Origin of the sequence: Methylobacterium sp. Leaf466, from assembly GCF_001425565.1 — a bacterium.
Taxonomy (GTDB): Bacteria; Pseudomonadota; Alphaproteobacteria; order Rhizobiales; family Beijerinckiaceae; genus Methylobacterium.
In genome coordinates this window covers 81,189-100,610 of record NZ_LMRC01000012.1, presented here as the reverse complement: position 1 = coordinate 100,610, position 19,422 = coordinate 81,189, and the positions used below count along the sequence as shown (strand labels likewise).

The following is a 19,422-nucleotide window of genomic DNA, read 5'->3' as shown; positions in this document are numbered from 1 at the left end:
TCGCTACTCCACGCGATTGCCCTCGACGACGTTGCCGGTGGCATGGTCGTCGTCGTCGAGGCTGCTGCCGAACGGATATCCGGCATCGGCGTCGCAGTTCATGGTCCAGCCCCAGCCGCCGCGCGAGCCGACCTTGACGGGCTCGGAGCGCCACAGGCCGGTCTGGCGGAAGCTGTTGCCGGTGATGAGGTTGTCCGACGGCGTCTGGTGGCGGACCGTGCCGCCCTCGCCGCAGTTGCGGTAGAGGTGGATGCCGCCGCGAGACCCGAGCACGAAGCGGTTGCCGGTGATGGTGTTGCGGGCCGAACCGTCGACCGCCACCATTTCACGGCCCGCCGAGACCGCGAAAGTGTTGTTCGTGATGGTGTTGCCGCCGCTCTCGGCGTCGAGATACAGCGCCACCGCCGAGGAGGTGCCGTCCAGCGTCGAGCCCGACAGGGTCACGCCGGTGACGCCGGGCGCCAGATAGAGCGGGATTGCCCCGAGCGCGGTGAGGCGGGAATCGAGGATGCGGATCCGGCTCGGCGCCGCTCCCTGCGCCCGTTCGGTATGCCCTGGCCGGCGAGAGGATTGCCGCACAGCATCGCCCTGGCCGTTGAGCCCCATGCCCCAGATCCGGACGTTGCCGAGGATCGTACAGTCGCGCAGGGTCACGTCCACCGGCCGCTCCCAGTGCGGCGAGCCGGGGGTCGGCTGGCGCGAGCGGATCTCCACGGCGAAATCGCTGAACGCCGGCGGGGGATCGGTCCGGCCGAGGGTCGCCCCGGCGCAATCGAGGGTCACGCCCGAGGCCGCACTCCCTTCGAGGAGGATCTTGCGCGCGATCCGGTCCCCGGGACGCAGGCGGATCGAGCAGGTGAGGGAAACCGTGTCGTCGTCCGGACCCGGCGGCGCCAGGAGCCGGGCCCTGGCCTCGGCGCCGCAGGGAGGCGAGGCCGTCGCCGGTGCGGTGAGCGAAACGGACACGACCAGGGCGGCCAGGAACGGGACTGCGATCATCGCCTGCACCTGCCCCCGTAATGCGGCGGAAGACCGGCTTTCGCCGCCAGCGGGCGATGGACGACGCCGTCGGCCACGGCTGGTCTCATGACATTTCCGGTTGATCACGTCGTGATGCGGACATGGGCTTCGCTCAGGCGCCGCGCGGGCTCGGTGATACCGTTCCCGCTCGATCCAAGCGGAAACCGTATCGCCGGGAGATCGTCACCCCCTCGGCCCGGTCGATCACGACGCGGTGTTCAGTCGGCGATGGCGATGATAGGGCTCGACCCGGACGGCTCGATGACATCGGCCGGAGGCCGACCAACCGTCGATAAGGACCGCAGTCGGAGTGTCCGATAAGCTCCCCATTGCTGCCATCGCGCTGCCGCGCCTGCGATTCTCCCGCGATCCGAGGATCGTCGGCACGGAACACGACCCGCTGTTCGAGGCCGTCTGCCAGGTCGCGAGATCCCTGTTCGACCTCCCCGTCGCCGCGGTCTCGCTGGTCGCGGCCGACCGGGTCCGGTTTGGGACGGTCTGCGGCCCGTCCCTCGACGGGGCTGGCAAGGACGACCCGTTTTCCCGTCATGCCATCGCGTCGGACGACGTCTTCGTGGTCGAGGATGCGAGCCGCGATCCGCGCTTCTCGCGGCTGAAGCTCGTCGCCGGGCCACCGGGCATTCGCTTCTACGCCGGCGCCGCGCTGACCCTGGAGTCCGGGCTGCGGGTCGGAACGCTCTGCGTCCTGGACGTGACGGCACGCACGTTCCGCGCCGATCGACGCCGCCGCCTCCGGGATCTGGCCGCGGTCGTCTCGGCGCACCTGCAAATCCATTCCCTGGGTCCGCATCCCGATCGGAGCGCAAAGGCGCGGGATGCCGGAGAACCGCATGGCCGGACATCCGACGCCGAGGCCGACGATGTCCTTCCGGTGGCGCGACGGTTCGGGGAAGTCGGGCACATCCGTCTCGAATGGCCGACCGGCGACCGGGCCTGGTCGGCCGAGGCGCGCCGGATCTACGGGTTCGGTCCCGACGAGGCCGCGCCGGGCCTCGACCAGATGCTCCTGCGCCATCATCCCGACGACCGCGAGCGGGCGCGCGCCATCGTCGCCGCGGCGAGTGCCGCGAGAAGGGGCTTCCATTACGAGGCGCGGATCGTCGGGCCCTCCGGCGACATCCGATCCGTTGTGGTCGGAGCCACCTGCGAAACGGCCGTCGACCGGCCCGACGCCTTCGTCATCGTCACCGAGGACGTGACCGACCCGCCCGACTGCGAGGCGAGACGCGCGGTACGCGAAAGCCAGGCCCGGCTCATCGTCGAAGGCCTGACCGTCTGTGCGATCTCCCTGCTCGACCCCAATGGAATCGTGATCGACTGGCACGCCGGCGGCGAGCGCATCTTCGGCTACAAGCCGGAGGAGATCGTCGGCCGTCATCTGTCGCACCTGCGTCCCGACGACGACCGGGCCGACGCCTCGGCGAAGGCCATCGTCGCGGCGGCACGGGCGAGGGGCCGGGCGGAAGTCGAAGGCTGGCGCCAGCACAAGGACGGCACGCGCTTCTGGGCGAGCGACCTCCTCGAGCCGCTGCGCGACGGCGCGGGCCGCCTCGTCGGGTTCGTTTGTCTCAGTCGCGACGTCACGAGCCGGAGACAGAGGGCCGAGGCACTGCGGATCAGCGAGGCGCGCTATCGCCAGATGGCCGACAGCGCCAGCGACATGATCGTGCGGCTCGATCGCGAGGGCCGACGCACCTACGTCTCGCCCGCCTCCCGAGCCCTCATCGACTACGCCCCGGAAGAACTGATCGGCCTGAGCCCGCGCGACGGCATCCATCCCGACGACGTGCCGGCGTTCGATCGGATGATCGCGGGCCTCGTCTCCGGCGAGCGCGACCGGGCGGTGGCCGTGAGCCGGCTGCGCCACCGGGACGGGCGCTGGATCTGGGTCGAGGCCTCGCTGCAGATCCAGCGGGACGCCCGGGGCAGGCCGGACGGCTTCATCACTGCGGTCCGCGACACCTCGCAGCGTCGCCGGGCCGAGGAGGCCCTGCGCGAAAGCGAGGCCCGCTACCGCATCCTGGCCGACACCCTGCCGCAGATGGTCTGGATCATGGACCGCGACAGCCGCGACACGGTCTATGCCAACCGCCGCTTCGAGACCTACCACGGTCGGATCGGGACCACCTTCGTGGATCGGCTGGCCTGCTACCATCCCGACGACCGCGCGCCGATCGAGCGGGCCTGGAACGACGGGACGATCGCCGCGGACGGTCGTTGGGAGGCCGACGTGCGCCTGGCCGGGGAGGACGGCGCTCATCGCTGGCACCGGCTGGTGATCGTTCCGATCAGGCGCGACGGCGAGGTTGTGAACTGGCTGGGGACCGCCCTCGACATCCACGACGCGGTGACCGACCGCGACGCCCTGCGCCAATCGGCCGACCTGTTGCGGATCGCGCAGACGGCGGCCGGCGCAGGCACCTGGGACGTGGTGTTCGCCGATGGCGCTATCGCCGCGGTCATCCTGTCCCACGAGAGCGCGGCCATGCACGGGCTCGAGGGCGACGGGCCGGCGACGATGACCGCCGACACCTGGAGCGGGCTCGTCCACCCCCACGATGCCGACCTCGTGTGGGCCGCGGTGAGGCGCGCCGTGGAGACCGGCGAGAGCTACTCGGCCGAATTCCGCGTGCTGCTGCCCGATGGCGGCATCCGTTGGCTCCACGGGATCGGGAGCGCGTATGTCGATGCGCAGGGCCATCCCCTGCGCATGGTCGGACTGAACTTCGACGTCGACCGGCGCAAGCACGCCGAGGCGGTGCTGATCGAGGCCGGCCATGCCGCCGAAGCGGCCCGCATCGAGGCGGAGGCGGCGAATGCCGCGAAGTCCGATTTCCTGGCGGCCATGAGCCACGAGATCCGGACCCCGCTCAACAGCATCATCGGCTACACCGAGATGCTGCTGGACGAGCCCGGGCAGGGCGCGCCGGACCGGATCAAGCTCGGCCGCATCCTCGGTTCGGGCCGCGCGCTGCTCACCATCGTCAACGACGTCCTCGATTTCTCGAAGATCGAGGCCGGCCGCGTCGAGCTCGAACCGGAGGCGTTCTCGCTGTCCGCGCTCGTGGCCGACACCATGGCGATGATCAGCGGCCTCGTGGCCGACAAACCCCTCGCGTTGCGGACCGACATCGACCCGGACCTGCCACGGACACTGGTGGGAGACCAGAACCGCCTGCGCCAGGTGCTGTTGAACCTCCTCAACAACGCGGTGAAGTTCACTCACGCAGGCGAGGTGGCACTCACCCTGCGCGGGGAGAGACGCAAGGCGGGCACGCTGCACCTGCGCTGCGAGGTCGGCGACACCGGCATCGGGGTTCCGCAGGACAGGCGCGACCGGCTGTTCCTGCGCTTCAGCCAGGTCGACGGCTCGATCTCGCGCCGCTTCGGAGGAACCGGACTCGGGCTCGCCATCAGCAGGAGCCTCGTCGAACTGATGGGCGGGCGGATCGGGATGGAGAGCCGGCCCGGGGGGGCTCGACCTTCTGGTTCACGGTGGACCTCGCGATCGGCGCTTCGGTACCGGCGGCGGCCGATGTCGCGCCCCATCCGGCCGCAGCGCACCGCCCCGCCAGGATCCTGCTGGTGGAGGACGTGATGACGAACCAGGAGATCGCCATGGCGGTCCTGGCCGGTGCCGGGCACGAGGTCGACGTCGCCTGCGACGGCGCCGAGGCGGTCCATGCGGCCCAGCGCACCCTCTACGACGTCATCCTGATGGACGTGCAGATGCCGGTCATGGACGGCTTGGAGGCCACCGCCCGCATCCGCGCGATGGGTGGGCGCCGAGCGACCATCCCGATCCTGGCGCTGACCGCCAACGTGCTGCCCGATCAGGTGGCGGCGTTCAAGGCGGCGGGCATGGTCGACCACGTCGGCAAGCCGTTCCGAAGGGCGGAACTGCTCGCGGCCGTGGCCCGGTGGACCGCGTCCGAACAGGGCACGGCGGCCGGCCCCGCCGCGGTCGACCGCGCGACCTTCGACGAACTCAGGGACCTGCTCGGGGGCGAGAAGCTCGCCCGGATGCTGTGCGATCTCGACGGCGTCCTCAGGACCGGCTTCCTGCTCGAACCGGCCACGCACCAAACCTTCGCCGACCCGGAGCGCGACCTGGCGGGGATCGCGCACAGGCTCATCTCCTCGGCGGGCATGCTGGGGTTCACGCCCCTGTCGGAGACCTGCCGGGCCTTCGAGCGCGCCAGCCGGGCCGGCACCCTGACACAGGGCGACATCGAGGAGGCGGCAGAGGCGAGCCGCCTGGCGCTGGCCGCGATGGCCGGCCTGCACCGCGACCTCGGCACCCCCGTCGCGGCGCAACCGGTGCGACAGGCGTCCTGACCACCACCGGCGACGGGCGCTCATCACGGCGCCCGTGGGGGGCATCGTTTCCGATCTCGCACCGGCGACGGGCGACGCCTACGTCGTCGCGGCGATCTGCCCGGAGAAGGGCAGGGGGCCGGTCTCGTCATACCCCGCTGCGACGCCTCGGCGATCAACGCGCACCGCGCCGAGATCGGCCGCAGCGTCGATCCCACCGCCCACGCCGTGCTCATCCTCGACGGAGCCGGCCGGCACAGCGCTCACGGCCTCGCCGTGCCCAGCAAAGTACGACCGAGCAAGGGGAATGCGCGCGGTCGAACCGACACGGGCCGCCCCGCAAAGGGCGTTGGACTGCACCGACGAAGGGTTTTACCCCAGAATTGAGTGTAAAATTGCAACGTTTTATTAACGGAACGGTTTTTGCTGCACCGCCGTTGTGAGCGGGTGTCGGCACGGCGCGGGCACGAAACGATGTCGTCCGTGGCTTCCGGTCCTGGGTAATGCGATGTCGTCGAGATCGGGATGGCATCGCGCGCTTTGGTAAAAGCGCAGCCTTACAACATGAACGCCGAATATTATGAGGTCGATGCGATTTTCAGACCGGGATCGCCTCTGGCAATATAAGTCAATATCGATCAATTATGCTCACTTCGTATAAATATAACCGGTTTGATTTTATCGAACACTTGTATTACCGTTAACGATCTGCACGACGTCGAGCGATTCGAAATCGCCATATCATCGGCAGAGCGCGAGGAAACACTACCGACGCGCGTGGCCCCGAACGACTTCAATCCTTGAAGCATCGGGACTGTCGCACCCCCGCCGGACTTCCGTTTCTTCTTGCAAGGGCCCTCCCCATGACCCCGAAATCCTCCACCTCCGCTTCGGCGGGGTCTTTTGTTGCGCCGCACAACGGGCACAACCGAAATCATACGCGGATGGTCCGCATCTCCGCCTATTCCGTCGCGACGGTGCTGGCGTTGCTGATGACGACGGCGACCTTGCCGCCGCTGTTGGCCGACCAGTCCGACCGGGCGGTGATCAACGCGCCGATCAGCCTCCTCACCGCGCCCATCGCCGGCGAGATGACCGAGATCGCCCCCGGCATCGGGCAACGGCTGGCGCCCGGCGAAACCGTGGCGCGCATCCACAACGCCCGCATCGACCGCACCACCCTGATCACCCTGGACGGCAAGGTCTCCGAACTGCGCGGCTCCCTTCTCGCTGCCCGGCAGAAGCGGGAATCCGACGAGGCCTACGTCGCGGCGCTGGATGCCGAGATCAAGCGGCAGGTCGAGCAGACCGTGGCCAAGCTCGAAGGCGAGGTGACGGAGGCCAGGGCCCGTGTCGGGGTGGCCAACGCCGAGGGTCAATCGACCAAGGCGGTGGTCGACCGCCAGCAGTCGATGGTCGACCGCAACGCCGCCAGCATCGATCTGGTGCGCCCCACCCAGTACAAGCTCGAGGCGGCCCGGTTCGACAAGGATGCCGAGAGCGCCAAGCTCGCGCAGAAGTCCGCCGAACTCGCCGCGGTGCGCAAGAACGTCTTCGTCGGCAACCAGTCCAACAGCCTCGCCGTCCTCACGCAGAAGCGGCGCGACCTCGCCTTCGACGCCCAGCGCCTGGCGATCGAGGAGACCCAGCTCACCTCCAGCCTGAAGACCCAGACGGCCCTGCTCGACGCGGAGCGCAAGCGCCTCGACAGCCTCACCGACGCGCAGTTGCGCGCGACGAACGGCGGCGTCGTCCTCAGCCTCGGCGCAGCGCAGGGGCGCCACGTCAATCCCGGCGATTCCGTCGCCACGCTGGTCGATTGCGAGCAGGCCTTCGCGGTGGGCATCTTCTCGTATCGTCAGGCGCAGGATCTCGCCGTCGGCACTCCGGTGACGATCTCGTCCGCCGGTTCGAGCGAGCCGCAGCCGGGCCGGGTGAGCGAGATCCTGCCAAAGACCAGCGACAAGACCGACCAGCAATACGCGGTGCCGTTCCCCCAGACCGAGCGGCGCGAGATGTACGTGCTCGTCAGCCTCGACCGTGCCGAGGGTGATGCATCCACCGATCGCCCGCGGCCGCAGGCCCGCACCAGTCCCTGCTCCGTCGGCCAGTGGGTGACGATCACCCGCGAGAACGGCTGGATCCCCTCGGCCTCGGTGGCGTGGAAAGCGGTGGCGTCGGGCTTCACCGGCCCGGAGGCGCAGGCCGGCTGGACGGCCGTCAGCACGAACGTCCGCGAGGTCGCCGTCACCATGTCCCACGGCATGCGCAGGGTCGCCGCCTGGATCTCGCCGGTGAGCGATGCGGATGCGGCCCGCGACGAAGGCCACGACGGTCGCCGGACCGAGACTCTGCGGTGATCGTGCGGATCGCCGCCATCGCCCTGATGCTGGCCGCCATGCCCGCGGCGGCCGGCCCGCGCCACCCGACCGCCACGCCGCTCTGCGCGGCGCTCGGCGCGGGCGTCGATGCGGCCGGCTCCGGCCCGGTGTTCGTCGCCAGCTATCGGCCGGGGGAGGGCGAGGCGGAGTTGCCGCCTCCCCTGCGCCAATCGGCCTTCACGTACGACAACGCGCTGGCGGCCATCGCCCTGGTGGCCTGCGGCGACGTCCCCCGCGCCCGGCGGATCGGCGACGCCCTCCTGCATGGGCTGTCCCACGACCGCACATTCTCGGACGGGCGAGTGCGCAACGCCTACCGCGCCGGCCCCGTCGGCGACGGACCGCCGCCGATGCCGGGCTGGTGGGACGCCAAGAAGAACCTCTGGGCCGAAGACGCCTACCAGGACGGCACCGCCACCGGCAACGTCGCCTGGGCCGCCCTGGCGCTGCTGACCCTCGACCAGGCCGCCCCCGACGGCAGCTACCGGGCCGGTGCGCGCCGGATGCTCGGCTGGATCGGCGAGCACACCCGCGACCGCCGCCCCCCGGAAGGGTTTTCGGGCGGGGTCGACGGGTTCGACCCGGTGCAGACGCCGCTCGCCTGGAAGTCCACCGAGCACAACCTCGACGTCCACGCCGTCGCCGCCTGGCTCCACCGCCTCGACGGCCGGCCGGAGGACGCCGCCATGGCGAAGACCGCCCGCGGCTTCCTCGACGCGGCCTTCGTGGCCGATCCCGGCCTGTTCCGCCTCGGCACCGTGCCGGACGGCGCCCTGCAGCCCATCGCTCACACCGCGCTCGACACCCAGCTCTGGCCGCTGATCGGCGTTCTCGGGGCGCCCGCGTCCTGGCGGGCCGCCTACGCCTATGCCGAGGCCCACATGGGGGTGCCCGGCGGCTTCGACTTCAACGAGGATCGCGACGGACTCTGGATCGAGGGGACGGCGCAGGCGGCACTGACCCTGCGGGCGCTCGGCAGGGTGCCGGAGGCCATGCGGCTCCTCAACGGGCTGTCAGGGCAGGTCTCGCCATCCGGATACCTCTACGCCGCGAACGTGGCCCGCCTCACCACCGGTATCGCCATCGGCCCGGCGAGCAAGGAACCGGACTTCTTCTACTTCCGCCGGCCGCACCTCGGCGCGACCGCCTGGGCCGCGCTCGCCGCCACCGGCTGGAACCCCTTCACCGGCCGGACCGCGGAGTAGACGACGATGTTCGAAGCCCCCACCGACGTCGCCGCGGTTCTCACCCTGGATCTCGGCATCCTGCTCGGCCTCCTGGTGATGGCGGGCCTGCTCGACAGGGCGAGCGCGGCCTCCCGCGTCCTATTCGGCGCGGTCACCGCCACCTTCATCCTCTGCTACGCGCTCTGGCGCTGGCACGACACGCTGCCGCGGATCGAGCCCGGCCTCGACAAGCTGTGGCCGTACCTGTTCTTCGGCTTCGAGATGGTGGCGATCCTCTACACGCTGATGTCGATCGTCATCCTGGTCCGGTTCAAGGATCGCTCGGCCGAGGCCGACCGCGAGGGCGCCAGGCTCGCCGCCAGCGGCGAGTGGCCGGCGGTGGACATCTTCATCTGCACCTACAACGAGCCCCTCGACGTGGTCGAGAAGTCGATCATCCCGGCCCTGGCGGTGGACTATCCCAACGTCACCGTCTGGGTCTGCGACGACACCCGCCGCGGCTGGCTCAAGGATTTCTGCGAGGAGGTCGGGGCCAATTATCTCACCCGGGCCGACAACGAGGGCGCGAAGGCGGGCAACCTCAACAACGCCCTGCGCCTGACCGAAACACGCAGCAACGCGCCGATCATCCTCGTGCTCGATGCCGACTTCGCGGTGGCACCCAACATCCTCAAGCGGGCGGTGGGGCTGTTCCACGACCCGCGCTGCGCCGTGGTGCAGACCCCGCAGTTCTTCTTCAACGCCGATCCGATCCAGCACAACCTGATGGCCGCCGACGCCTGGGTCGACGACCAGCGCATCTTCTTCGACGTGTTCCAGCCGGCCAAGGACGCCTGGGGCTGCGCCTTCTGCGTCGGCACCTCGTTCCTGGTGCGCCGGGACCGCGTCAACGAGATGGGCGGCTTCCCCCACGACGCGATCTGCGAGGACATCAACCTCACCTATTCGCTGATGCGCCACGGCTACCGGACCCATTGGCTGAACGAGCGCCTCAGCGCCGGCCTCTCGGCGGAGGGCCTGCCGGAGTACATCACCCAGCGCACGCGCTGGTGCCTCGGCACGATCCAGGTGGCGCTCCTGAAGCATGGCCCGTTCCGCGGTCCCGGCTATGCGATGCGGGAGCGGCTACACTACCTGCACGGGGTGCTGAACTGGCTGTGCAAGCCGTTCATCGTGCTGATGCTGGTGGCCCCGTCGATCTACTGGTTCTTCGACATGCCGGCCTTCTATGCCGACTACCTGTCGTTCCTGCGCTACGGCCTGCCGGCGCTGCTGGCTTTGTGGGTCTACAGCGGCTGGGTCTCCGGGCGGCGCACGCTGCCGCTGTTCATGGAGGTGACCCACATCATGACCGCGCTGGCCATCACCGTCACGCTCGTCTCGGCGGCGATCCGTCCGTTCGGGCGGCCCTTCAAGGTGACCGACAAGGGCGGCGACCGCTCGGTCTCGACGGTGCGCGGACGCATGGCGGCGGGCTTCGGCGGGATCGCACTGCTCTCGGCGGCCTCGATCGTGTGGTCGTTCGTCTCGCCCGTCGGAGCCACCGAGATCTCGCCCCTCGACTACTTCAACCTGATCTGGGCCGGCGTCGCGATGGCGTTCACCTTCGTCGCCTTCCTCGTCTGCTTCGAGCGGCCGCGGGGCGCCGAGGAATTCGCCGTCGACGAACCGGCCGAGATCCAAATCGGGGGTGCCACCTACGACGGGACGCTGACGAGCCTCGGGATGACCACGGCGCACCTGCGGCTGCGGGGCGACCCCGACATCCTCGTCCCCGGCGATGCCCTGCGGGTGCACGTCGCGCCGGCGGGCTGGATCGCCGCGCGGCTCACCGCCTCCGCCGACGGGACGCTTGCCGTCGGACTGGAGCCCGACCGGCGCCAGCGCCACAGCCTGATCCTGCGGCTGTTCACGACCGAGATCGACCCGATCGCCCGCACCGCGAACCTGCGGGTGGCCCTGCGCGGCCTGATCCACCGGTGCTTCCAGGCGGCCTAGCGTCCGGGCCTAACACGATGGCGCGAACGCCGCAGGTGTGATTCGGGGCGTCTTTGAGAGAAGCCGGTAGACCAGTTTTGGCTGACGGACGTGCAACTTGCGAAGGTCGCGGCGCATTCGCCCACGGACACGCGGGGCATCGAGCGGGCGAATGATCGGTCGCCTCCAGGACTTCTGCCGCATCGCCACACGCCACGACCGCGTGGAGACCAACGATCTCGCCGCCGTCTGCTTCGCCGTAACCGTCGGCGGCTGGTTATGAGGCCGGCAGCTGAAAACCTCAAACTCAGGAAGAACACGAGAGCGACTGCAATCGGTTGTACGAGCTCTCGACCACCCCCCATGCGAGCATGGGAAAGCCCAGACCTCGCCGCCGGAAATCGAACCCGGCGGCGAGTTCGGCCGCGTGGCGGTTCAGCAGTCGTTGCTGCCGGGCTTCACGACCTGGCCCTCGGCAGGCTTCTTTTCGCCGGGGGCGGGCTGCGTGTTCGCGCCGACGTTGTTCATCGCGCCGACCGTACCGGGCGATTCCGCCTTCGCGCCGGGCGTCACCTTGGCATCGGAAGCGCCGTCGACCATCGAGCTCTTGTCGGCGGATGCCTGGCTGCCCTGGCTGTTGGTGGTCGTTCCGACGGCACAAGGGGCCGCCAGGGCCGTGGCGGCCGTGAGCGTCGAAAGGGCGGTGGCGGCAACCAGCGTGCGAAGAAGGGTCATCTGTGGTCCTTGGATGAGTGTTCGTGACCGTCAACCAAGGGAAGGTTCGGCCTGTTCCTCCAGCGTGGCGTCACAAGCTTTGCCCGCGGCGGCGCTCCTAAGATGCGCGATGGGTCGCCGAGCCGAAGGGCCACAAGCCGGGACGAGGGTTGGGGGGAATGGCGTCGCGCCTCACGGTCGCGGCCGGTGGTTCCCGGCGGACGGCCTCACCATTTGCAGGGGGACCGGAAACAGCGACCGAGAGCCGAGCATGCGCATCACCCTCCTGGCGACCGCGGCCATGCTCCTGCTGGTGCAATCCGGACCTTCGACGGCGCAGCCCCGCGGGGGCGCCGACCCTCATGGGGCGCAGTGGCACCATCGGCCTATGGGCGCGAAGGTCGGACGCGGTGCGGCGGACGCAGAGATCGTCGGTCGCAAGCCTCGCGTCTGCCACAGGCCCGATGTCGGGCGCTTCTCCCGGCTCGTTCCCTATTCCTGCTGAGGCGGCGCAGGACGGGAAGACATCGAGCCGGGCACGCTCAGCGTCCGATCCTCGTGGGCTTCACGTGGAGGAAGCTGCGTTCGCCGATCGCCGCCTCGGCGATCTGGTCGATGGCGTCCAAGAGCTCGGATACCCTCCTGGGCTCCGTCGTCCGCACCAGCGGTGCGACATGGACCCGGCGCGTATCCGTCCGGCCGGCGATGAGCTGAGCCTCGCTCAGGCGATCGAAATTGCGTCCGGGCATGATCACTCCTCGTGGAGGGAGACTGTCCGCAACATGGTTAACCGTTGGTTACCGACCTCGGCTGCGCAGCGGCCCCGGGCAGGGTTCGTGACAGTGGCGACCGGCAGTCCGATCAGGTCGCGGCGAGGGGATGCAGCCGCAGCCGTCCGGCGGCGTGGCCCGCCTCGAACCACGCCCGCTCGGCCTCCCACGGATGGCCGGCCCAGCCTGCGAACCCGAACCCGTAGACGTCGATGGGGGGCAGGCAAGCGGCCCGGTCCTCCAGGACGGCGAGCGCGACGAGAAAGCCGGTGCTCGGGTTCGGGGAGGCGCAGCCGCGCGCGACCAGCAGGTGCCGGGCGCGGTCATGCAGCGTCGACGGCAGGAGCCGGACCGGCCGGTCGACGAGGCGACCCTGCAACGGCGCCGTCCAGCACACCCGCTCGTGCGCCCCTTCCTCGTCCGGTGCGAGTTCGGGAAACGGCAGCAGGAAGCCGCCGGACTGCCTGACGACCGGGCGATCGAGGAAGCCACCGTCCTCGACCCAGGCGCGCGCCTGCCCGCCGCGATTGACGAGGGCGAGGACCGTCACCCGCGAGCCCGCCGCGCCGCCGAACCCACAAGCATTGTTGAAGCGCACCACGCAATCGGCCGCGTCGATCGCCCGGCCCCGGTCGCCGATCTCGCGTGCATTGCCGACGATGGCGACGCGCGATCCGTCGAAGGCGGGGAACGGCGGCATGGGGACGGATTCCTCGAGGCGGTCTGCGACCTTTGAGATGAAACGCGCCACCCTGTCATGCGCGCCGAGCCTCGATGGTGTACGCAAGGTCGCGCCGCGGGAGCGCGGACGGCAGAGAGGAAGCACCATGCGACGTTGCTTCGTCTGCCTGGCCGATACCCTGGCGCCGACGCGACGGCACATCGTCTATGCCGATGGACGGCAGCGCGTTTTTCCGATCGTCTGCGCCTCCTGCGGCGTCGTGTTCGAGGAAGAGGCGGACCACGGCACATGCCGCACGCATCTCGTCCAGGCCCTGGCCGGTCCAACATTCAACTTGGCGCCGGAGGCCCCCTACGGCCTCGACGTCTACACCCTTCGCACGGCCGCCACCGCGCTCGGGCGGGGAATCCGCACCCTCTGCGAAGCCGATCGCGCGGCACTGCTCCGGCCGCATTCCGAGCGGGCCGGCCGTGGCGAGGTCTATGACCTCGCATCGGCGCGGCCGGGAAAGGTCTCCCTCGGCCTCCTGTGCCGTCCCGGCGATCTCGATGCCGTGCTGGGCGGCCTTGCCGGTCACGCGGCCTGGACCTCGGACGTGGCGATCCTCGTCGATGCCCCCGGGCGACCGCCGGCGCCGGCCTCGATCGCGGGTTTTCCGGCCGGGGCCGTGCGGATCGCCGCCCGCCCGCTCGGCGGCGATTTCGCGGCCCAGCGCAATGCGTTGCAGGACCTGGCACGCAGCCCGTGGATGCTCCAGCTCGACGCCGACGAGGATCTCCCGCCCACCGTGGCAGACCTGCTGCCGGCCCTCGTCGACCTCGCCGAGGACGGAGAGATCCTGTCGATCGGGCTGCCCCGGCACAATCGCGTCGACGGGGTGCTGTCGGACGTGCATCCGGACGTCCAGTATCGCCTCGCGCGTGCCGGCCTGCGCTACCGGGGGCGGGTCCACGAGCGCCCGGACCTCGGCGGCGACTGGCGCCGCAGCTTCATCGCGCTCCACGGCGCCATCGAACACCGCCTGTCCCGGGCCCATGTCGCGGCGCGCTCCCGGCGCTACGAGGCGATGGATCCCGGCCGGGGGCGGCCGGAGGAGGAGGAGGCGCTGCTGCGCCCCTACCGGCCCTGACGCGCCGCCGCGATGGCCCGTTCGTAGAGGGCCAGCGTCTCGTCCCCGAGCCGCGCCCGGTCGAAGGCGCCGGCGGCCGCGAGCGCCCTGTCCCGCAGCGTCAGGCGCAGGGCGGAATCGAGGAGCAGCGGTCGCACGGCGTCGGCGAGGGCGGCACCCGTCGCCTCTCGCGCCAGGAGTCCCGCGCCCGGGCCGCCGACGAAGGCGCGGGCACTGGCATCCTCGGCGCAGGCCACCACCGGACGACCGTAGGCCAGGGCCTCCTGGTAGACGAGGCCGAAGCTCTCGTAGCGCGAGGGGGCGAGGACCGCATGGGCCGTGGCGTAGGCCCTGTCGAGGGCGGCGGCGTCGATCCGGCCCAGCGGCCGCAATCGCCGCCGGGCCGATGCCGGGCAGGCCACCGGCAGGTCGGCCGCCGCCACGCCGACGAGGGCGATCTCGAAGGGGGGCAGCCTCCCCGCCTCGCAATCGGCGTCGAGGATCGCGGCGGCCGAGAGCAGGAGATCGAAGCCCTTGCGCGCCTCGGCCCGACCGACGAACAGCAGGCGCACCGGACCGCCCTCGACCCCCGGGTAGGGGGCGGATCGGCCACGCTCCCGCATTTCCGGGGGAAGGCTCAGGCCCGCCACCGCGTGAGGCTGCTCCGGACGAAGGCCGTAGAGCGCCGTCATCCGAACGGCATGATCGGCGGTGTTCGAGATCAGTCCGGCGCTCCGCCTGGCCTGCCGGCGCTCGAGCCGGTCGGCGGCCAGACCGTCGAGGCGGTCGCGCAGGGATGTCGGCGGCTCGCGCGTGAAGGCGGCGGGCGTCGAGTTGCGGGTCACCAGGGGCGGCCCGGCCCCGCCCGCGAGGAGGGCGGCCGGCGCGTACCAGTTGGTCGCCTCGATGCAGTCGAACGGTCGGCGGGCATGGGCGCGCAGCACCGCCCGGCGAAACGCCAGCGGTGCCGCGAGATGCCCGGCCGATCCCCACAGCCGCAGCCGCGCGAGGGGCGAGCCGGGCGGGAGGCCGATGCCCTCGATGGCCACCCCGCCGGCCTCGCCCGCGCCGATCCGGTCGAGGGTGAACACGGTGACATGGACATCGCGCCCGCCGAGGCTTTCCGCGATCTCGCGGGCGGCGGTGGAGAGGCCGCTCGTGGCCGGCGGATAATCCCAGGCGAGCAGCGCCGTGCGCAGGCGGGCGCTCACGCCGCGAGCAGCCGGCGGTAGATCGCGAGATAGTCCGCGGCCATGCGCGCGGCGGTGAAGCGCGCCTCGAAGCGGCGGCGGACCTGCGTGCGGTCGAGCTCTCCCACCCGCGCCACCGCCGCGACCGCCTCGGCCTCGGAGGAAACGACGAAGCCCGTGATCCCGTCCTCGACGATCTCGGGCACCGAGCCGCGGTTCCAGGCGATCACCGGGGTGCCGCAGGCCATGGCCTCGATCATCACGAGGCCGAACGGCTCGGGCCAGTCGATCGGAAACAGGAGGGCGCGGGCGTCGCCGAGAAGCAGCCCCTTGGCGCGGTCGTCCACCGGGCCGACGTAGACCGCATCCTCTCCCAGGAGCGGGCGGACCGCCCGGTCGAAATAGCCCGGGTTTCCGACATCCACGGTCCCGGCGAGGCGGATGGGAAGGCCGGCCGCCCGCGCGACGCGGATCGCCGTATCGGGCCGCTTCTGGTCGGTCATCCGCCCGACGAAGGCGAGGCCGCCCTCGGGGTCGGTGCGCAGGGCGTAGCGGTCGCGGGCGATGCCGTGGTGGACGATGCCGGCGCGGTTCGGTGCCGGAATGCCGGCCTCCTGCGCCGCCGAGATCGCCGCCACCGGCAGGTCGGGAAAGCCGGAAAAGAACAGCGCGCGGTCACGCTCGTCCACGCGCCAGTGCACCGTCGTCAGGCTGCGGCATCGCCGCACACCCAGGATCGCGGCATGGGCGAATTCGCCGTGGCAATGGACGATGTCGAACGCGTCGAGGCGGCGGGCAAGCGCCTCCATCTGCAGCGCTTCCAGGGCTGCGGGCACCCCCGGCGCGACCTTGCCCTCGCGGGCCTCGAGGGCGGCGAGGCTGGGATAATCCCCGACGCGAGGGAGATCTGTCACACTGTCGGAGGGGGCGAACAGGGTTACCTCGACGCCCAGACCCCGCAGCGCCACACCCAGATCGTGAACGACGCGCTCCGTGCCTCCATGATGGAGGGGCGGGGTCGGGAAAATATTGGGTGCGACCTGTGCGACCCTGATCATCGGCTGTACTTTAGCGTTGGAATTAACATTTGGTGATGCACTGGCGCTCGTTTTGACGCTATCGCGCTGACGATGTTCGTTCTTCACGTCGCACTTCAAGGATGTCTTCGTGGTGACGGCGTCGCCTACGGTCTCACCGCGGATACGGGTGGGCACATCCGCTACCTCCTCGACCTCGTTCGATCCTGCGCGCAGGATGCGACCGTGGACAGGATCGTCGTCGCGACCCGCCTGTTCGACAGCACGCTGGGGGCCGCCTACGCCGTGCCCGAGGAGGCGGTATCGGGCAAGGTGACCATCGTGCGACTCGCCAGCGCGTCGCCGGGCTACCTGCCGAAGGAAGACCTCCACGCGGAGGTCGCGAGCTTCGCCGACGGACTCGTCTCCTGGATCGCCGCGCAACCGACGGCACCGGACGTGATCCACGCCCATTACGCCGATGCCGCCGCCGTCGCCGCGCGGGTCGAGGACCGCCTCGGCATCCCCTTCGTGTTCACCGCCCATTCGCTCGGGCGGGTCAAGGCCGCGGCGATGGGGCATCGCGCGGACGCCGACCCGCGGCTCGCGCATCGGATCGCCGCCGAGGAGACCGCGCTCGCCCGCGCCGCCCTCGTCGTCGCCTCGTCCCGCGACGAGGCCGAGGTGCAATACGCGGCCTACGCCGCCTACGATCCCGGCCGCATCCGGGTGGTTCCGCCGGGCAGCGACCTCGCGCGCTTCCAGGGCGCGCAACCCTGCCCGCGCGTCGACGCGACCATCGACCGGTTTTTGCGCGCCCCCCTCAGACCGGCCCTCCTGGCGCTCGCCCGGCCGGTGGCGCGCAAGAACCTCGCCGCCCTGGTGACGGCCTACGGCGAGAGCCCCGACCTCCAGGCGCGGGCCAACCTCGTCCTCGTCGCCGGAACCCGCGGCGACCTCGACGACCTCGACGGCGGCATGGCCGGGACCATGCGCGAACTCCTCGCCCTCATCGATCGCTACGACCTCTACGGCCGGGTCGCCTACCCCAAGACCCATCGCCCCGAGGACGTGCCGGCGCTCTACGCCTATGCCCGGGTGCGCGGCGGCGTGTTCGTCAACCCGGCCCTGAACGAGCCGTTCGGCCTGACCCTGCTGGAGGCCTCCGCCGCCGGCCTGCCGCTGGTCGCCACCGACAGCGGCGGCCCCAACGACATCGTCGAGACCTGCGGCAACGGCCTTCTGGTCGATCCGCGCGATCCCGGCGCGATCGCGCGGGCGTGCCTGCGCATCCTCGACGAGCCGGGCCTGCGAGACCGCTTCGTGGCCGGCGGCGCCCGGGCGGCGGCGGCCTACGACTGGGACCGCCACGCGGCGCGCTACCACGCCCTCCTGCGGGCGCTGGGCTCGGCCGAACCGCCCATGCGCGATCCGCGCCAGCTCCTCATCTGCGATATCGACAACACCCTGGTGGGCTGCGACGCCGGGCTCAGCGCGTTCCGACACTGGCGCAGCGAGCAGGAGGGCCTCGCCTTCGGGGTCGCCACCGGGCGCTCGTTCCACAGCGCCATGGCGATCCTGGAGCAGCAGGCGAGCCCGCGCCCGCAGGTGATGATCACCTCGGTGGGCTCCGAGATCTATCACCTCGACCCCAACGGCGTCAGCTACTCCGTCGACCGGCCCTGGCGCGAGGCGGTCTCGCGCGGGTGGGACCGGACCGCCGTGCGAGCCGCCCTGTCCGACCTGCCGGACCTCGTGGCCCAGGGGCCGCTGGAGCAGCGCACGCACAAGCTCAGCTATTTCGGGGATGCCGATACCGTCCGGCGGGTGCGGGCGCGCCTCGACGCCGCCGGCCTGCCCGCCTCCCTCATCCACAGCCACGGCCGCTACCTCGACGTGCTGCCGCCCCTAGCCTCGAAGGGCACGGCCGTCGACCATGTGCGCACCCTCTACGGCCTCGGCGAGGGCAACGTGTTCGTAGCCGGCGATTCCGGCAACGACGTCGAGATGCTGCGGGCCGGCCGTCAGGCGATCATCGTGGCGAATTTTTCCGACGACCTCGCGAGCCACGCGGCGCTCGGCCATTCCTACGTCGCCCGCGCCTCGCATGCCCGCGGCGTCATCGAAGGCGTCGCGCATTTCCGGAAGACCCTCGCCCATGTCGCCTGAGGCCGGGGGCCAGGCCAGCGTGCTCACCCTGGTCCGGGGCCGGGACGCGCACCTGCGCAACCTCATGCGCGGGCTCGCCCGCCAGACGATGGCGCCATGCGAACTCGTGATCGCCTGGATGCAGCCGGAGCCGGCGCCCGACCTGCCCGACCCGGGGTGCCGCGTGCGCCACCTGTTCGTTCCCGGCGAGCCGATGCCGCTCGCCGCCGCCCGCAACCGCGCCGCCGAGGCGGCGCGGGGCGAGCGCCTGATCTTCCTCGACGTCGACTGCATCCCCGGGCCGGGACTGGTCGCGGCCTATGCGGGGGCAGCGACCGACGGGCTGCTGCTCGGCGAAGTGCTCTACCTGCCCGAGGGCGCGGTCGGGCCCGACCTCGATGACGCGCGCCTCGACCGCCTCGGCCGGGTCCATCCGGCCAAGCCTGCGATCCCCGCCACCGGCCTGCGCCCGGAGCCCGACGCGAAGGAACTGTGGGGCCTGTCCTTCGCCCTGCCGGCCGCAGCCTACGCGGACCTGGGCGGCATGGACGAGGGGTTTTCCGGGTACGGCGCCGAGGAGACCGATTTCGCCGTGCGTCTGGCCGCCGCCGGCCTGCCGACGCACTGGGTCGCGGGCGCACGCGCCTACCACCAGCACCATCCGGTGCACGTGCCGCCGCTCCACCAGTTCGACCACATCCTGCGCAACGCCGCCCGCTTCCACGCCCGGCACGGCACCTGGTGCATGGACTACTGGCTCGGCCAGTTCCGCGACGCCGGCCTCATCGCATGGGAGCCGGACGCGCCCGAGATCCAGCGGCTGCGCGCGCCGGAGCCGGCCGAGATCGCCGCCGCCGGGCAGCCCGGCACGCGCCTGTTCTCCTGAGTTTC

General features: G+C 71.0%; 14 protein-coding genes and 2 pseudogenes. 10 read left to right on the top strand and 6 right to left on the bottom strand.

Annotated elements, in window-relative coordinates; genetic code table 11:
• Positions 1 to 3 precede the first annotated feature (3 nt).
• Positions 4 to 999 carry a right-handed parallel beta-helix repeat-containing protein gene (locus ASG59_RS06850; RefSeq protein WP_156387684.1) on the bottom strand — a complete coding sequence of 332 codons (996 nt, stop codon included), beginning with the start codon at positions 997 to 999 and terminating at the stop codon, positions 4 to 6.
• A 331-nt stretch (positions 1,000 to 1,330) separates the two neighbouring features.
• On the opposite strand from ASG59_RS06850, the gene ASG59_RS06845 reads away from it, so the two are divergent.
• From ASG59_RS06845 to ASG59_RS20335, 7 genes and pseudogenes are all read left to right on the top strand, one after another.
• Entirely contained in the window at positions 1,331 to 4,639 is a 3,309-nt protein-coding gene (locus tag ASG59_RS06845; protein ID WP_056407681.1) for a PAS domain S-box protein, read from the top strand.
• Positions 4,639 to 5,379, top strand: coding sequence for a response regulator (locus tag ASG59_RS06840; protein WP_156399140.1), 741 nt, complete (start codon positions 4,639 to 4,641; stop codon positions 5,377 to 5,379). The genes ASG59_RS06845 and ASG59_RS06840 overlap by 1 nt, the downstream gene beginning before the upstream one ends.
• Before the next feature lie 76 nt (positions 5,380 to 5,455).
• Positions 5,456 to 5,640 (top strand): annotated as a pseudogene (locus tag ASG59_RS21210) (IS630 family transposase); the annotation flags it as partial.
• A 662-nt stretch (positions 5,641 to 6,302) separates the two neighbouring features.
• The gene (locus tag ASG59_RS06835; RefSeq protein WP_056407677.1) at positions 6,303 to 7,718 is read left to right on the top strand and encodes an HlyD family secretion protein; all 1,416 of its coding nucleotides are present in this window, start codon (positions 6,303 to 6,305) and stop codon (positions 7,716 to 7,718) included.
• Positions 7,715 to 8,944 carry a hypothetical protein gene (locus tag ASG59_RS06830; RefSeq protein WP_244475658.1) on the top strand — a complete coding sequence of 410 codons (1,230 nt, stop codon included), beginning with the start codon at positions 7,715 to 7,717 and terminating at the stop codon, positions 8,942 to 8,944. Before ASG59_RS06835 ends, ASG59_RS06830 begins: the two co-directional genes overlap by 4 nt.
• A 6-nt stretch (positions 8,945 to 8,950) precedes the next feature.
• A complete protein-coding gene (locus tag ASG59_RS06825; RefSeq protein WP_056407675.1) occupies positions 8,951 to 10,924 on the top strand; it encodes a cellulose synthase catalytic subunit in 1,974 nt (657 codons plus the stop codon).
• A gap of 148 nt (positions 10,925 to 11,072) precedes the next feature.
• A pseudogene (locus ASG59_RS20335) lies at positions 11,073 to 11,186 on the top strand (IS5/IS1182 family transposase); the annotation flags it as partial.
• 152 nt (positions 11,187 to 11,338) lie between these two features.
• Here ASG59_RS20335 and ASG59_RS06815 read toward each other — a convergent pair.
• The 3 genes from ASG59_RS06815 to ASG59_RS06805 form a co-directional block, all read right to left on the bottom strand.
• Entirely contained in the window at positions 11,339 to 11,638 is a 300-nt protein-coding gene (locus ASG59_RS06815; RefSeq protein ID WP_056407671.1) for a hypothetical protein, read from the bottom strand.
• Positions 11,639 to 12,159: 521 nt separating this feature from the next.
• A complete protein-coding gene (locus tag ASG59_RS06810) occupies positions 12,160 to 12,366 on the bottom strand; it encodes a hypothetical protein (protein ID WP_055886372.1) in 207 nt (68 codons plus the stop codon).
• Positions 12,367 to 12,478: 112 nt separating this feature from the next.
• Positions 12,479 to 13,087 carry a hypothetical protein gene (locus tag ASG59_RS06805; protein WP_056284006.1) on the bottom strand — a complete coding sequence of 203 codons (609 nt, stop codon included), beginning with the start codon at positions 13,085 to 13,087 and terminating at the stop codon, positions 12,479 to 12,481.
• 127 nt (positions 13,088 to 13,214) lie between these two features.
• On the opposite strand from ASG59_RS06805, the gene ASG59_RS06800 reads away from it, so the two are divergent.
• Positions 13,215 to 14,198: a hypothetical protein gene (locus tag ASG59_RS06800; RefSeq protein WP_056407669.1), complete on the top strand. Its 984-nt coding sequence runs from the start codon at positions 13,215 to 13,217 to the stop codon at positions 14,196 to 14,198.
• On the opposite strand, the gene ASG59_RS06795 is transcribed toward ASG59_RS06800, so the two are convergent.
• Positions 14,186 to 15,376 carry a glycosyltransferase family 4 protein gene (locus tag ASG59_RS06795; protein WP_056408055.1) on the bottom strand — a complete coding sequence of 397 codons (1,191 nt, stop codon included), beginning with the start codon at positions 15,374 to 15,376 and terminating at the stop codon, positions 14,186 to 14,188. The genes ASG59_RS06800 and ASG59_RS06795 overlap by 13 nt on opposite strands.
• 8 nt (positions 15,377 to 15,384) lie before the next feature.
• Entirely contained in the window at positions 15,385 to 16,425 is a 1,041-nt protein-coding gene (locus tag ASG59_RS06790; RefSeq protein WP_056284000.1) for a glycosyltransferase family 4 protein, read from the bottom strand.
• Positions 16,426 to 16,497: 72 nt separating this feature from the next.
• Here ASG59_RS06790 and ASG59_RS06785 point away from each other — a divergent pair, with 72 nt between their 5' ends.
• Together ASG59_RS06785 and ASG59_RS06780 are read left to right on the top strand one after the other, a co-directional pair.
• A complete protein-coding gene (locus tag ASG59_RS06785) occupies positions 16,498 to 18,552 on the top strand; it encodes an HAD-IIB family hydrolase (RefSeq protein ID WP_056407668.1) in 2,055 nt (684 codons plus the stop codon).
• Positions 18,542 to 19,417, top strand: a complete 876-nt coding sequence (locus ASG59_RS06780) for a galactosyltransferase-related protein (protein ID WP_200945941.1) — start codon at positions 18,542 to 18,544, stop codon at positions 19,415 to 19,417. The genes ASG59_RS06785 and ASG59_RS06780 overlap by 11 nt, the downstream gene beginning before the upstream one ends.
• Positions 19,418 to 19,422 lie beyond the last annotated feature (5 nt).

Excerpts from the sequence above, each read along its gene's own strand:
- ASG59_RS06850 (WP_156387684.1), bottom strand. The coding sequence starts at position 999 with ATGATCGCAGTCCCGTTCCTGGCCGCCCTGGTCGTGTCCGTTTCGCTC.
- ASG59_RS06840 (WP_156399140.1), top strand. The coding sequence starts at position 4,639 with ATGACGAACCAGGAGATCGCCATGGCGGTCCTGGCCGGTGCCGGGCAC.
- ASG59_RS06835 (WP_056407677.1), top strand. The coding sequence starts at position 6,303 with ATGGTCCGCATCTCCGCCTATTCCGTCGCGACGGTGCTGGCGTTGCTG.
- ASG59_RS06825 (WP_056407675.1), top strand. The coding sequence starts at position 8,951 with ATGTTCGAAGCCCCCACCGACGTCGCCGCGGTTCTCACCCTGGATCTC.
- ASG59_RS06815 (WP_056407671.1), bottom strand. The coding sequence starts at position 11,638 with ATGACCCTTCTTCGCACGCTGGTTGCCGCCACCGCCCTTTCGACGCTC.
- ASG59_RS06810 (WP_055886372.1), bottom strand. The coding sequence starts at position 12,366 with ATGCCCGGACGCAATTTCGATCGCCTGAGCGAGGCTCAGCTCATCGCC.
- ASG59_RS06805 (WP_056284006.1), bottom strand. The coding sequence starts at position 13,087 with ATGCCGCCGTTCCCCGCCTTCGACGGATCGCGCGTCGCCATCGTCGGC.
- ASG59_RS06800 (WP_056407669.1), top strand. The coding sequence starts at position 13,215 with ATGCGACGTTGCTTCGTCTGCCTGGCCGATACCCTGGCGCCGACGCGA.
- ASG59_RS06790 (WP_056284000.1), bottom strand. The coding sequence starts at position 16,425 with ATGATCAGGGTCGCACAGGTCGCACCCAATATTTTCCCGACCCCGCCC.
- ASG59_RS06785 (WP_056407668.1), top strand. The coding sequence starts at position 16,498 with ATGTTCGTTCTTCACGTCGCACTTCAAGGATGTCTTCGTGGTGACGGC.
- ASG59_RS06780 (WP_200945941.1), top strand. The coding sequence starts at position 18,542 with ATGTCGCCTGAGGCCGGGGGCCAGGCCAGCGTGCTCACCCTGGTCCGG.